The organism is Parahaliea mediterranea, from assembly GCF_017255185.1.
Lineage (GTDB): Bacteria > Pseudomonadota > Gammaproteobacteria > Pseudomonadales > Halieaceae > JAFKCZ01.
The window spans coordinates 97,651-111,443 of sequence record NZ_JAFKCZ010000012.1 but is presented as its reverse complement, the minus strand read 5'-3'; the positions used below and the strand labels follow the sequence as shown (position 1 = coordinate 111,443).

Annotated in this window: 13 protein-coding genes; 7 read left to right on the top strand and 6 right to left on the bottom strand. The window is 67.1% G+C overall.

Annotated elements, in window-relative coordinates; translation table 11 throughout:
* Window positions 1-1,224 carry a TSUP family transporter gene (locus JYP50_RS21875; RefSeq protein ID WP_241263215.1) on the top strand — a complete coding sequence of 408 codons (1,224 nt, stop codon included), beginning with the start codon at window positions 1-3 and terminating at the stop codon, window positions 1,222-1,224.
* A 64-nt stretch (window positions 1,225-1,288) separates the two neighbouring features.
* Here JYP50_RS21875 and JYP50_RS16200 read toward each other — a convergent pair whose 3' ends face one another.
* Window positions 1,289-2,383, bottom strand: a complete 1,095-nt coding sequence (locus tag JYP50_RS16200; protein ID WP_206561597.1) for a saccharopine dehydrogenase — start codon at window positions 2,381-2,383, stop codon at window positions 1,289-1,291.
* A 162-nt stretch (window positions 2,384-2,545) separates the two neighbouring features.
* Here JYP50_RS16200 and JYP50_RS16195 point away from each other — a divergent pair, with 162 nt between their 5' ends.
* From JYP50_RS16195 to JYP50_RS16185, 3 genes are read left to right on the top strand one after another with little or no spacing between them, the layout of a single operon-like run.
* Window positions 2,546-3,877 (top strand): amidohydrolase, encoded by a 1,332-nt coding sequence (locus JYP50_RS16195; protein WP_206561596.1) that lies wholly within the window; start codon window positions 2,546-2,548, stop codon window positions 3,875-3,877.
* Between the two features lie 3 nt (window positions 3,878-3,880).
* Entirely contained in the window at window positions 3,881-4,591 is a 711-nt protein-coding gene (locus JYP50_RS16190; protein ID WP_206561595.1) for an NUDIX hydrolase, read from the top strand.
* Window positions 4,592-4,607: 16 nt separating this feature from the next.
* Window positions 4,608-5,279, top strand: a complete 672-nt coding sequence (locus tag JYP50_RS16185; RefSeq protein WP_206561594.1) for a cytochrome b/b6 domain-containing protein — start codon at window positions 4,608-4,610, stop codon at window positions 5,277-5,279.
* A gap of 166 nt (window positions 5,280-5,445) precedes the next feature.
* On the opposite strand, the gene JYP50_RS16180 is transcribed toward JYP50_RS16185, so the two are convergent.
* A complete protein-coding gene (locus tag JYP50_RS16180; protein ID WP_206561593.1) occupies window positions 5,446-5,928 on the bottom strand; it encodes a c-type cytochrome in 483 nt (160 codons plus the stop codon).
* Between the two features lie 215 nt (window positions 5,929-6,143).
* On the opposite strand from JYP50_RS16180, the gene JYP50_RS16175 reads away from it, so the two are divergent.
* A complete protein-coding gene (locus JYP50_RS16175; protein WP_206561592.1) occupies window positions 6,144-7,871 on the top strand; it encodes an FAD-binding protein in 1,728 nt (575 codons plus the stop codon).
* Here the strand turns inward: JYP50_RS16175 and JYP50_RS16170 are convergent.
* From JYP50_RS16170 to JYP50_RS16160, 3 genes are all read right to left on the bottom strand, one after another.
* Window positions 7,868-8,455, bottom strand: a complete 588-nt coding sequence (locus JYP50_RS16170) for a HupE/UreJ family protein (protein ID WP_206561591.1) — start codon at window positions 8,453-8,455, stop codon at window positions 7,868-7,870. The genes JYP50_RS16175 and JYP50_RS16170 overlap by 4 nt on opposite strands.
* A 6-nt stretch (window positions 8,456-8,461) precedes the next feature.
* Window positions 8,462-9,046 carry a HupE/UreJ family protein gene (locus JYP50_RS16165; RefSeq protein ID WP_241263214.1) on the bottom strand — a complete coding sequence of 195 codons (585 nt, stop codon included), beginning with the start codon at window positions 9,044-9,046 and terminating at the stop codon, window positions 8,462-8,464.
* Window positions 9,047-9,133: 87 nt separating this feature from the next.
* Window positions 9,134-10,054, bottom strand: coding sequence for a LysR family transcriptional regulator (locus JYP50_RS16160; RefSeq protein ID WP_206561589.1), 921 nt, complete (start codon window positions 10,052-10,054; stop codon window positions 9,134-9,136).
* A 129-nt stretch (window positions 10,055-10,183) separates the two neighbouring features.
* Here JYP50_RS16160 and JYP50_RS16155 point away from each other — a divergent pair, with 129 nt between their 5' ends.
* Both JYP50_RS16155 and JYP50_RS16150 read left to right on the top strand, forming a co-directional pair.
* Window positions 10,184-11,512, top strand: a complete 1,329-nt coding sequence (locus tag JYP50_RS16155; protein ID WP_431311305.1) for an aspartate aminotransferase family protein — start codon at window positions 10,184-10,186, stop codon at window positions 11,510-11,512.
* A gap of 30 nt (window positions 11,513-11,542) precedes the next feature.
* Complete coding sequence (locus JYP50_RS16150) at window positions 11,543-12,511, top strand: AEC family transporter (protein WP_241263213.1); 969 nt, start codon at window positions 11,543-11,545, stop codon at window positions 12,509-12,511.
* Between the two features lie 63 nt (window positions 12,512-12,574).
* On the opposite strand, the gene JYP50_RS16145 is transcribed toward JYP50_RS16150, so the two are convergent.
* Window positions 12,575-13,711: an acyl-CoA dehydrogenase family protein gene (locus tag JYP50_RS16145; RefSeq protein ID WP_206561587.1), complete on the bottom strand. Its 1,137-nt coding sequence runs from the start codon at window positions 13,709-13,711 to the stop codon at window positions 12,575-12,577.
* Window positions 13,712-13,793 lie beyond the last annotated feature (82 nt).

The window sequence follows — 13,793 nt, the reverse complement described above, 5'->3', positions numbered from 1 at the left end:
TTGCTGACCGACCCCTATTTCTACCTGGTCAGCGTTCCCGCCGTACTGCTCTATGGTATTGCCAAGGGCGGCTTCGGCGGTGCCATCGCCATGGTGTCGGTGCCGATGATGGCGCTGGTGATGTCGCCGACCCAGGCCGCGGCGATCCTGCTGCCGATCCTGGTGGTGATGGACGCGGTGGTGGTGAAAACCTATTGGGGGCACTTCGACCGGCGCGCCCTGCGCATTCTGCTGCCGGGCGCCCTGTGCGGCGTGGCCCTGGGTTACCTGAGCGCCGAGTCCATGAGCGAGGACTGGATGCGGGTGCTGATCGGCATTGTCGCGCTGGTCTTTGGCGCCAATTTCCTGCTGTCGCGCTCGGCGGCCGCGCACAAGCCCCACAACCGCGTGTCGGCGGCCTTTTTCGGTGGCCTCGCCGGCTTCACCAGTTTCAGCATTCACGCGGGGGGGCCTCCGCTCACGGTCTACCTGCTGCCGCGCGGCCTGGCGCCACTGTTGTTCGCGGGCACCGCGGGCATGTTTTTCGCCGTGGTCAACGCGGTGAAGCTATTGCCCTACTACCTGCTCGGCCAGTTCAGCGGCGACAACCTGCTGTACTCCCTGGCGCTGGTGCCGCTGGCGCCGCTGGGGGTGTGGATTGGTCGCTTCCTGGTGGAGCGCACCGAACCGCGGCTGTACTACGGCATTATCAGCGCCTTCCTCGTCCTGGTGGGCCTGCGCCTGTTGTGGCTGGGGGCGAGTGGTGTGCTCGCGTCCCCAGCAGTTACAATGCAAGCGGAATCGGTACTGAATGCAATCCAGGGTGTACACCGTATGAATATCGTGGAACTGGCCCCGGGCGTGGGCGCCTCCGAACAAATTGATCCTCGGGACATGCCGGCCATCGCCGCCGCGGGCTACAAGGTCGTATTGAACAATCGCCCCGACGGCGAGGTGCCCGGCCAGCCGGGCAGCGCGGAAATTGCCGCGGCCGCGGCGGCCCACGGTTTGGAATACCGCTATCTGCCGGTCACCGCCATGAATTTCCCGGGGGCTGCGCTCGCGGACGTGGCCGCGGCTTTTGACGGCGACGGCCCGGTACTGGCTTATTGCCGTTCGGGCACCCGTTCCACCAACCTGTGGGTGGTGTCGCGCCCCGCCGGGGAGCGGGCGGATGCCCGTGAGCGGGCGCGTCAACTCGGGTACGACTTGTCCATGGCCGACCGCCTGCTGGCGGGCCACTGACTACGCGCCGCCTGATAGCGGCGCGCGGGCCCGTTCTCCGGGACCCGGTGTCGAGCCAGTGGGCCTAGATGGGGACGGGGTCGGCGTATTCGCGCAGCAGTGCCCGGGCGCGGCGCCAGACCGAGGCCCGGTCATTCGCCAGCTGCAGCAGGGCGGGCAGCAGCTGCGCGCTGAAGTCGGTACTGGCCTCGGCGGGTAGCAGCGATGACAGGTTGTCGATGGCGATCAGGTGCAGCAGTGGCGCGGGCACCCGCAGGCGCAACGCGGGGGCGGCAAAGGAGGTCGCCTCGCGGTAAACGGGCAGCGGGTTGCGGGGATTGCCGGGGTCGCAGCTGACATCGACGATGACGCGCAGCGCACGCCGCGGTCGCCGCAGTAGCCCGGGCGTGAGGAAGGGCGGTGTCGCGCGCTGTAAACGCACGCAATTGACCAGGATGTCCTGCGCCAAAATAGTATCGAAAGGGCCCCCGCCAACGGTCTCGTCGATGTCCCAGCCGTCGCAGGGCAGTTGCAGTGCTTCCAGCAGGGCCCGCGCGCCGCTGCCGCAGCGGCCCGCGGAGCCGATGACCAGGCTGCGAGGCGGCGCGGCGCGCTCCAGGGCCCGTTCCAGTTCCGGCTCCAGGGCGCCGAGCAAATCCGCGCGCGAGTGGTAGGGCGCCAGCGGTGGCAGGCAGGGTTCGATGGCCAGTGACTGTCTGGCCCAGGCCCGTATCGCCAGGGCGGCGCCGGCAAAGCCCGCCCAGTAACCGAAGGCCGCCAGGCGACGTTCGCGCTCGTCCACCAGGTATTCCAGGTCGAGTAGCTCGCCGCCGCCGTGACGCAAGCGGGCGAGCAAATCCGCGGCGCCCGGCTGGTCTTTGTCGGCTCGGGCAAAATAGATGTGCCTGTGCCGCAGCGCGACGGGGGGCGGCGGCAGCTCCCTGAGTCCCAATATAAACGCGTTCGCGGGTGCCTCCCGCCACTGGCCGGGCAGGGCGATGCGGCAGCCCATGGCCAGGTAGGCCTCGTCGCCGAAGCAGCGCTGTGAGGAGCGTTCCACCACCACCGTAAAGCCCGCGCTCACCAGGCGGCCAGCGTCCGTCGGCGTGAGCGGGCTGCGCGCCTCTTCGTCGCGGTTCTCGCAGCGCAACCACAGCAGGGTTTTGTCCGTTGTTGTCATGGACGGTCTCCAGCAAAAGCGGCCACTGTACCGCAAGGACCCTGTATTGTCCGCGCCGCGGTTGCGCGCTTTCGTTTGGGGTCGCCCGAGCTTGCGCTTTTACACGGCTCTGATAGCCTCGGTGATACCCGAACCGAGTGAGCCAGAAAAGGAAAAACCGGAATGCATCGACCACTGAGATACCTCGCGGCGGCCGTCATCGGCTGTGCTTTCGTCGTGCCCACCCTGCACGCCGACGAACTGGCCGATGCCGTGGCGGCTGACTATCGCGCCCACCTGGGAGACCTGTTCGACTATTTCCACCGCAATCCCGAACTCTCCGGCATGGAGCACAAGACCTCGGCCCGTTTGGCGCGAGAGCTGCGTGACGCGGGATTCGAGGTCACCGAGGGGGTGGGCGGCACCGGCGTGGTGGCGATGATGAAAAACGGTCCCGGCCCCCTGGTTATGATGCGCGCCGACATGGACGGCCTGCCGGTGGAGGAAAAGTCCGGCCTGGCCAATGCCTCCCGTCACAAGCAGGTGGACTGGGACGGCAATGAGGTCTTCGTGATGCACGCCTGTGGACACGACGTGCACATCACCAGCCTGGTGGGAACCGCCAGGGCGATGGCCGCGCGCAGGGATGAGTGGTCCGGCACCCTGATGTTGATCGGGCAGCCCGCGGAAGAGCGTGTCGGCGGCGCTAAAATGATGATGGAGGACAATCTCTGGCAACGCTTTGGCCAGCCCGACTACGCCATGGCCTTTCACGTCACCTCGGAGCTGCCCACCGGCAAGATCGGGGTGACCGATGGCTCCCCGTACTCCGGGGCCGACACGGTGGATATCATCGTGCACGGGGTCGGCGCCCACGGCGCGAGCCCCCACCGAGGCGTGGATCCGGTGGTCCTCGGCAGCCAGATCGTGCTCGCGCTGCAAACCGTCATCAGTCGCGACAAGCCGCCGCGCTATCCCGGGGTGATCACCGTGGGTTCCTTCCACGCCGGCACCAAGCACAATATTATTTCCGACCGCGCCCACCTGCAGCTAACGGTGCGCAACGACGACCTGGAGACGCGGCAACTGCTACTGGATGGCATCAAGCGCGTGGCGGAGAACATGGGTCGCGTGGCCGGCCTGCCGGAGGACAAGCTGCCCGAGGTAATCGTGTCCGAGGAGTGGGTGCCGCCCACGATCAACGACACCGGGCTGACCCAGCGTTTGCGCGCGCTGTGGGTGGAGGAACTGGGCGCCGAGGTGATCGCCGAACCGGAAAAGCGCAAGGGCATGGGCGCGGAGGACTTCCCCTTCTTTACCACCGACCCCTATATTCCCAGCACCTACTTCGCGGTGGGCGGTACGCCGCAGGCGGATTTCGACCGCGAGGAAGCGGGCGGCACGGCGGTACCTTCACACCATTCCCCGCTGTTCAAAATCACGCCAGAACCAGCGGTGACCCTCGGTGTCGAGGCAACCGTTACCGCGCTGCTCGACCTGCTGCGGGAGCAATAGACGATGGACAAGGCGGTGTTGGCCCGTCCCGCCAGCACGGTGGTGTTGTTGCGGGATGGCGCGCGGGGGCTGGAAACGCTGCTGCTCAAGCGCAACAAGGCGCTGATGTTCGCGGGCGGAGTGTGGGTGTTTCCCGGCGGGGCCATAGAGGCCGCCGACCGGACCGCCGCGGCGGACGACCCCGATCGGGCGGCGCGATTGGCGGCGGTGCGGGAGGCGCGGGAAGAGTGCGGCCTGGCGCCGCTTCCCGAGCGCATGCAACTGATCAGTCGCTGGATCACGCCGGAGGTGGAGCCCAAGCGCTTCGATACGCGCTTCTACGCGGCGCCGGTGGATGGCGCCGGCGACGTGGTGATCGACGGCAGCGAAATTCACGATGCCCGCTGGCTGCCGGTGCGCGAGGCCGTGGAATTCCAGGAGCAGGGGGAGCTGGGCCTGCTGCCGCCCACCTTCATCACCCTGTGTGATCTCGCCCGATTCGACAGCCTGGCGTCCTTCCTTGCGCGGGGTGAGCGCGCGGCGCCGCCGCAAGTCATGCCGGTGATCGGCAAGGAAGACGGGCAATTACTGGTCATGTTTCCGGGCGACGCCGGTTACGACCGCGGTGACGCCACCACGCCGGGTCCCCGGCATCGCGCCGTGCTGTGCGAGGGGCGCTGGCACTACCGTTACCAGGGCGTCGACGCGGCGTGGCCCTCCCTGGTTCACGGCTAGCGAGGGGAGGAGGCTGATGTCATCGAAACGCTACCCGCTCTGGGACTGGCCGACGCGCTTGTTTCACTGGATCTTGGTGCTGGCCATTCCCCTGGCCTGGTGGACGGGAGAAGAGGGCCTGACCGATTGGCACGAGCGCCTTGGCTACACTGTGCTGGTACTGGTGTTGTTCCGCCTGGCATGGGGATTCTGGGGCAGCCGGGCATCGCGCTTTGGCGCTTTTCTTCGCGGGCCGCGCGCGGTTGCCGGCTTTGTCCGGGATGGCCTGCGCGACAGGGACGGCGCCGCGTCGGGACACAATCCGCTGGGGGGCTGGTTCGTGGTTGTCGCCCTGGCGTTGTTGCTGTTGCAGGTGGTCAGTGGCCTGTTCAATTCCGACGATATCCTGTTCGACGGGCCGCTGCACCACCTGGCGAGCGGCGCCTGGCAGGACCGCTTTGGCGCGGTGCACGAAGTGGCTTTCAACGCCTTGCTGGGCCTGGTCGCGCTGCACATCCTGGCGGTGGCCTGGCACCAGTGGGCAAGGGGAGAGAAGCTTGTCCAGGCGATGGTGAAGGGTAGTGTCGCGGGCCGGGAAGGGGCCGCGCCCCCCGCGCCGGCGTGGCGGGCATTGTGCTTCCTGGCCTTGGCCGGGGCCGGCCTGTGGCTGTTGCTGGAACTGGTGCCGGCGCCGGTCAGCCCCTGGTAGCGTGTTTGCCCGTGTGTTGAACTCAAAAAGGCCTCGCGAGGCCTTTTCAAGCCCTGTTTGCGGCGCGTGGCCGCCGACAGGGACAGGAAAAATCAATCTGCCGGCTGATTGATTCCGTTGCCGGCCCCTGCGAGGCTCATCGCGCGGGCGGCCCGGTGAGCGCCGGCTAGTAGAGGTAGTCCTTGGTCTTGTAGTCGTCGTGGCAGGCCTTGCAGGCCTTGCCGGTCTCGCCCACGGCCCGGGCGATGGCCGCGCGCTCGCCGCCATCCTCCACCACGTCGTCCAGGGCATCCACCGCCTTGCGCAGGTCCTCGAACTTGTCGGCGAAATCCTCCTGGTTTTCCCAGATTTCCGGTTTGGCACGGGTGGTGCCCCGCTCCGAGCCGGCGGCGAAACCGCGCAGCAGGTCGAGCTCCATCAGCGTATCCAGGTTTTCCGCATAGGCCTGCATTTTGGCATCGTCCCAGGGCATGTCGCCCTTCACCATGGCGCCCATTGGACCAAAGTTGGACGCAACCAGGGCAAAGTAGGACTGGCGATAGGATTGCATCGGCTCCTTGTCGTCGAAGTGGGACAGGGCCAGGGGCGCGAGGGCGATCCCGGAAAGGCCGGCGGCGGCCAGCAGAGTGCGGCGGAGCGAGTTGCGCATGTGCGAATTTCCTTGTGCGGGTGGTTGTTGTCGGCTTTCGACCCATCTTAGACAGCGCGGTTCCGGGTAGGCAAGTATTCCCGTGGTGCAGCTTTTTATTCCGCGCCCCCGTTGGCGACCAAAATGTTGAACCTTCCCGGCTTTCGCCGCGCGGCGCGGGCGGAAATGGCGCCGGGCTGGGCTACCATGGCGCCAATTATTGATTGAGGTGCTTCATGGCGACTGCGCAACAATGGGACTACAGCTTCGACGTGGTGGTTGTCGGCTCGGGTAACGGCGGCCAGACGGCGGCCTTGTGCAGTTACGAAATGGGCACCCGCGATGTGCTGGTTGTGGAAAAATCCCACCTTTACGGCGGCACCAGTTCCATATCCGGGGGCGGGGTCTGGATTCCCTGTAACCGCTATGCGCGGGAGCAGGGCGTGGAGGACTCCATCGAGGATGCGCGCCACTACCTGCGACAGCTCATCTCCACCGAGGAGGTGCCGGACTACCAGCTCGATGCCTTCCTGGAGAACGGTCCCAAGATGGTGGACTTCCTTCACCAGCGCACCCAGGTGCGTTACGTCTCGCTGGCCCACTACCCGGACTACTACACCAACCTGGAGGGCTCCCGGGTCGGGCATCGCTCCATGGAGCCGGAAACCTTCAACGCCGACCGGTTGGGCGAGGAGTGGCGTCGCCTGCGGCGCACCCACCCGATGATGCACCTGGGCGGGCTGATCGGTATCACCCAGGTCGAGGCCGCCCTGTTGGTGGGGCAGCAGCCCGGCTGGTGGAAGGTGGCGGCGAAGCTGGCGCTCGACTACCTCATCGACATCCCCTGGCGCCTCAAGGACAAATTCCACCGCCGCCTGGCCACCGGCTGCGCCGGCGTTGCGCGCTTGCGCGCCTCGCTGCTGGACCGGGATATACCCCTGTGGCTGAACACGCCGATGACCCGGGTGATCGACGACAACGGCAAGGTCCTGGGCGTGGAGGTGCGACGCGACGGCCAGACCCTGCGTATCCAGGCGCGCAAGGCCGTGGTACTGGCCGCTGGCGGTTTCGAGCACAACCAGGCAATGCGCGAACAGTATCTGCCCAAGCCGACCGACCACCGCTGGAGCGCGGGCACCCTGGACAACACCGGCGACGCCATCCGCGAGGGTCAGCGCCTGGGGGCGAAGATGCACCGGCTGAACGAGGCCTGGTGGTGCAATACCCTCTCGGTGCCGGGGGAGGACATTCCGCGGCTGAGCATCATGGAGAAATCCTACCCGGGCTCCATCGTCGTCAATCCGGCGGGGCAGCGTTTCGGCAACGAGTCCCAGAACTACATGGCTTTCCAGCAGGAGACTTTCCGCAAGCACAGCGAGGACAGTCCCTGTAATCCCGCCTGGCAGGTCTTCGACGCCAACTTCCGCGCGCGCTATTTCGTCGGGCCCCTCTACAACAGCCGTTTCCGTCCCGACTGGGCGCTGCCCAAACGCTACGAGGCGGAGGGTTTTTTCGCCAAGGCAGACTCCATCGCCGAGCTGGCGCGCAAGATCGACGTCGATCCCGCGGGGCTGGAAGACACCGTGGCGAAAATGAACGAGTATGCCAAAACCGGGGTGGACCCGGATTGCAAGCGCGGCGACTCCGCCTACGATCGCTACTACGGCGATCCACGCTTCGCGCCCAACCCCTGCCTCGGCCCGATCGACAAGCCGCCGTACTACGCGATGAAAGTCGATCCCGGTGATTTCGGCACCCAGGGCGGCATGGTCATCAACGCCGACGCCCAGGTCCTGCGCGAGGACGGCTCGGTGATCGAGGGGCTGTACGCCATCGGCAATTGCAGTGCGCCCACGCTGCCCTGCTACCCGGGCCCCGGCGCCACCCTGGGGCCGGCGATGACCTTCGCCTACCAGGCGGCCAAGTCCATCACCGGCTACAGCGACGAACCCGCGGTGGGCTAGGCGCCCCGCAACGCCAGCGCGAGCACCAGAATCGCGCTGGCGCTGCCCCAGGAGCCCAGCACCCTGACAACCACCCGTTGCCAGGGACGGGTGAACAATTCCACCAGGCCCGCGATTACGATCAGCGCAACCACGGCCCCCAGCCAACAGCCGAGCAGTGCGGCGAAAGTCTGCTGCCGGCTCAGGCCCTCAACCCCGGAATCCGCCCCGACCACCAGCCCGATCACCGCCCCGAGCAGGGTGAACGCGAACAGGGGGGGCGACCACTGCAGGGCGACCAGCACGCCGCAAGCCGCGGTCAGTGTCAACAATACCGGCTCGCTGGCGATACCAAGCGGAATGGAAAAGCCCGCCAGCACCAGGCCGATGGCCAGGGTCGCCAGGAAGGGCGGGTAGCCGACCTGCATCGCGCGCACGCCGCGCTGGCCCACCAACAGGGCAAAGGCCAGCAGGCACAGTGCGTGAGGCAGTACCAGCAGTGGGTGGAGCAGGCCGCCGTAAAATTGCCCGATACCCTCGATGGGACTGTGGGCGAATACCGGGGCGGAGACGCCGGCCAGGGCCGGCGCCAATAACTTCCGCACCGCGGGCTAGACCGCGCGGATCAGGAATATCGCGCCCGCCAGGGCGATCACCGCGCCGCCGGCGCGCACCAGGGTCTTGCCGAAACGCCAGCGTGTCAGCAGGCCGAAGGCGATGCCGCACAGGTGCAGCAGGCCGGTGGCGAGCACGAAGCCGACGCTGTAGGCCAGGGGGCCGGCGGCGTGGGGCAATTCGGTGCCGTGGGCGTGGCCGTGGAACAGGGCGAAGACGCCGACCAGGGTCACCGCGACCCACAGCGGCGGGCGCAGTGCCAGCAGCACCATTGAGCCGAGTACGATGGCGGATGCGGCGATGCCGATTTCCACGCCCGGCAGCGGCACGCCCGCGACCCCCAGGGCACCGCCGACCGCCATCACCAGGGGAAACACCACCGGCAGTAGCCAGATCGCGGGGTTCTTGAGGAAGGCGCCCCACAAACCCACCGCCACCATCGCGGCGACGTGATCCCAGCCCAGCAGGGGGTGCATGAATCCGCTGGAAAAACCGCCACCGAAACCGGTGGTTTCGTGGGCGCTGGCGCCGCTGGCAAAGCCGAGCAGCAGGGTGGCGACGGCGAGAAGGTGTGCGGGCATGGTCATCTCCGTATGGTTGTCGGGCGCGGGATTGTTTTCCAGCGCCGCAGGATAGCGAATTCCCGCGCCGCCGGACAGGGCGCGGGCTCAGTGCGCCGCGACCAGCGCATCCAGCAGGGCCTGTACAATCCGGCTGGGTGGCGGCGCGCGGCGCACGATGGCGCTGAATTTGCACACATACTGGAAGCTTCCGGGAAGGACCGGGCACATGGCGCCCGCGTCGACGAAACTGGCGGCGTAGTGTTCCGGCAGGTAGCCCAGGTAGCGCCCCGAGAGCACCAGGTGGGCCACTGCCTCCTGGTCGTAGGCGGTGGCGTGCCGGGTCTGGCCCAGTTGCCGGGTGACTTCCATATTGGGCGAGTGGTAGCCGATGCCGACGTATTTGCCGGCGCGCACCTCCTCGATGTCGACAGGGTCCCGCGCCCGGGCGCGCGTGAACAGCGGGTGGCCTCGGGCGCAGTAGAGGTACATCTGCTCGTCGAACAGGGGGTAGTATTCGAGGCTGCTGGAGGGGCGGTGGTTGGGGATGACGCCCAGGTGGTAGCGCCCCTCCATGACGCCGCGCTCGATGGCGTTGATCGGTTCCACGTGCAGTTCCGGGTGCACGCCGGGCGCCAGCCGGTCGAACTGGCCGAGGGCCTGGTGAATGCGGCAGGCGGGATTGGAGGCGGTCTTGTCGAACAGGGCCAGGGTCACGGTGCCGGTCAGGCGGCGGTGCAGGTCGTTGACCTCGTGCTGGAAGTCGTCCATCGAGGCCATCATCTTGCGCGCGCTGGCGTGGACCTGGGCGCCTTCCTCGGTCAGCGCGAAGCCACCCCGGCCGCGCCGGCACAGGGTCATGCCCAGGCGCGTCTCCAGGTCCTTGATATGGCGCGAGATGGTGGAGCGGTTGATATTGAGTTCCAGCTCCGCCGCGGCGAAACCGCCACAGGCCACTACCGCGTGGAATACGCGCAGCAGGCGCAGGTCATTGTCGGTGACAGTGCCCAGCAGGGCGCGCTTTTTCATCCGCCGTCCCCGGTGTTAGAAAGTTTCATATTGGTGAAACTTAGTGTAGCTAATTATTGATCTTTGAAACAATGGGCGCGGGCTAGACTTGCCCGATTGTCAGCAACGTACGAGCAGGTCATGACCCACATGCCAGATACCCAACGCCTGAGCCCCGCGCAACTGGAAGCGCACTGGATGCCCTACACCGGCAACCGCCAGTTCAAGGCGGACCCGCGAATCATCACCGGGGCCGAGGGCTGCTACTTTATCGACGATCGCGGACGCCGGGTGCTCGATGGCCTGTCGGGCCTGTGGTGCAGCGGGGCGGGACACAACCGGCCGGAGATCGCCGAGGCGGTGCACCAGCAATTGCGGACCCTGGATTACGCCCCGGCCTTCCAGTTCGGTCACCCGCGCTCCTTCGAGCTGGCCAACCGCATCAAGGACCTGACCCCGGAGGATCTCGACTACGTTTTCTTCACCAACTCGGGTTCCGAGTGCGCCGACACCGCGTTGAAGATGGCGCGGGCCTACTGGCGCCTGAAGGGGCAGCCGGCCAAGACCAAGCTGATCGGTCGCGCCAAGGGTTACCACGGGGTCAATTTCGGCGGTATTTCAGTGGGGGGCATCGGCGCCAACCGCAAGCTGTTCGGCCAGGGGGTGGACGCCGATCACCTGTCGCACACCCTGTTGCCGGAGAACGCCTTTACCCGCGGCATGCCCACCAACGGCTGGCAGCTGGCGGACGAGTTGCTGGAGTTGATCGCGCTGCACGACGCCTCCAATATCGCCGCCGTCATCGTGGAACCGATGGCGGGCTCCGCCGGGGTGATCCCGCCGCCAGCGGGCTATCTGCAGCGGCTGCGGGACATCTGTGACGCCCACGACATCCTGCTGATCTTCGACGAGGTGATCACCGGTTTTGGTCGCTGCGGGACCCTGTTCGGCGCCGAGGCCTTCGGCGTGGTGCCGGATATCATGAACGTCGCCAAGCAGCTCACCAACGGCGCCGTACCGATGGGCGCGGTGATTGCACGGACGGAGATCTACCAGACCTTCATGGCCCAGGGCGGGCCGGACTACATGCTCGAGTTTCCGCACGGCTACACCTATTCCGCCCACCCGGTGGCCTGCGCCGCGGGCATCGCCGCGCTGGACATCCTGGAGCGGGAGCGCCTGCCGGCCCGGGTCGCGGAGCTGGCGCCGCACTTCGAGGCGGCGCTGCATGCCTTGCAGGGCGTGCCCCACGTGAGCGATATCCGCAATTTCGGCTTTGCCGGCGCGCTGCAGTTGCAGCCCTACCCGGGCGAGCCCGCCCGCCGCCCCTTCGAGGTGGCGATGAAAATGTGGGACAAGGGCTTCTACGTGCGCTACGGCGGCGACACCATCCAGCTGGGCCTGCCCTTTGTCATCGAAAAAGCGGAAATCGACGCCCTGCTGGGCGCGCTCGGCGAGACTCTGCAAGAGCTGGCATAATGGTCGTTTTACCCGTGACCGTTTTGCATTTTGCCGTCCGCTGACCCACTCGACCTGATACTGACCTCCCTGTCCGTCAGTGGCCCCACCTTCGGGTGGGTGCTGCTGGGGGTGGTGTTGCGCCGCCTGGGCGCGCTGCGCCAGCGGCACATCGACGCGGTGTCGCGACTGGCCTTCAACGCCGGGCTGCCGGTGCTGCTGTTCTGCAGCGCGGCGGCGGTGGACTATTCGCGACTGGCGGGGGCGCGCTACCTGCTGGCGGGCGTGGTGGCGACCTTCGTGTCGCTGCTGGCGAGCTGGGCCTATTGCCATTGGCGCGGTTTCACCAGGCCGGATACCGGCGTGTTCGTGCAGGCCGCCTTCCGCTCCAACCTGGCCATTGTCGGCATCGCCCTGTGTCACGCCGCCTACGGCGAGGCGGGCCTGGTGCTGGCGGCCCTGCCGGTGGCGGTGATGACCGCCCTGTACAACGTGCTCGCGGTGTGGGTGCTCAACGTCAACCTGGGGGGCAGCCGGTCGATCGCGGGTCTGCTCGGCGGCATGGCGCGCAATCCGCTGCTGATCGGCATCGCCCTCGGCGTCGCCGTGGCCTTGGCGGTCGACGAACTGCCTGCCGTGGTGCCCCTGGCGGGGGACATGCTGTCGAGTTACTTCCTGCCCCTGACCCTGGTCGCCATCGGCGGCTCCATTCAGCTCAACACCCTGCACCGCCTCGGGCCGCTCACCTGGGAGGCCACTGCCTGGCGCCTGTGCGTGGCGCCGGCGATGGCGGTGCCGATCGCCCTCGCCCTGGGGGTGGAGGGGCGCCCCCTGGGGGTGATTTTCCTGTTGCTCAGCGCGCCGGTGGCCGCGGCCAGTTTCGTCATGGTGGTGGCCGCGCGCGGCAATGGCACGCTGGCGGCCAACATCATCGTGCTGACCACGCTGCTGTCCTGCGCCACGGTCACACTCGGTTTTACCGCGCTGGTCTACCTGGGGCTGGTTGGCGATCTGGCCTAGCCGGCCGGAACAGGCGGCTTGGTGAAAGGGCGGGAGGGCCGGGAAATCCCCGGCCCGGAAGGTTTAGCGGCCCAGGATCGAGCGCGCCACCAGCTCGCGCATGATCTCGGAGGTGCCGCCGTAGATACGCTGGATGCGCGCATCGGTGTAGTAGCGCGAGATCGGGTACTCGGTGGTGTAGCCGTAGCCGCCGAACAGTTGCAGGCACTCGTCGATGGTCCTGCACTGCATCTCGCAGGACGCCAGCTTGAGCATGGCGGCCTTGTCCGCGGTGAGTTCGCCGCGGGCGTACTCGTCGGCGCACTGCTCGTAGAGCGCGCGGTTGAGGGCGATTTCGGTGCGCACGTCGGCGAGTTTGAAGCGGGTGTTCTGGAAGCTGCTCACCGCCTGGCCGAAGGCCTTGCGCTCCTTGACGTATTCAATGGTGTGTTCCAGCGCCCCCTCGGCGGCGGCAATCGCCTGGGCGGCGATCCCCAGGCGCTCCCGGGGCAGTTCCTCCATCATGATGACGAAGCCCTTGTTCTCCTCGCCCAGCAGGGCGCTCGCGGGTACGCGCACGTCCTGGAAAAACAGCTGCGCGGTGTCGGAGGTGTGCTGGCCGATCTTCTCGATCTTCTTGCTCTTCTCGAAACCGGGCAGGCTGGCGTCCACCAGGAACAGGGAGGTGCCCTTGGCGCCCTTGCCGGGGTCGGTGATGGCCGCCACGATCACCACGTCGGCGTGGATGCCGTTGGTGATGAAAATCTTGGAGCCGTTGATGACCCACTCGTCGCCATCGCGCACGGCGTTGGTGCGGATGCCCTGTACGTCGGAGCCGGCGCCGGGCTCGGTCATGGCCAGCGCGCCCACCGCCTCGCCGCTGACCATTTTGGTCAGCCACTGTTGCTTCTGCTCCTCGGTGCCGTGGCGGCTAATGTAGGGCGCCACGATATTGGAGTGGATGCCCACGCCGGTGGCGACACCGCCGAAGCCCATGCGCGAGAGTTCCTCGATCAGGGCCAGGGTGACGTGGGGCGTGGTGCCCGCGCCGCCATAGGCCTCGTCCGCGTCGGGGCACAGCAGTCCGGCGGCGCCCAGGGTGTTCCACATCTCCCGGGGCACTTTGTGCGCTTCTTCCCAGGCTTCGAAGTGGGGGGCGATTTCCTGCTCGAAGGCCCGCCGGGCCATGTCGCGAAACAGGGTCAGTTCTTCGTTGTTCATCGGGGGACTCTCCATCCGGATCGACTGTCGGGGGAGGCCGAAGTGTGCGCAAAAGCCGATCCGGTTACAATGACGCAAACCG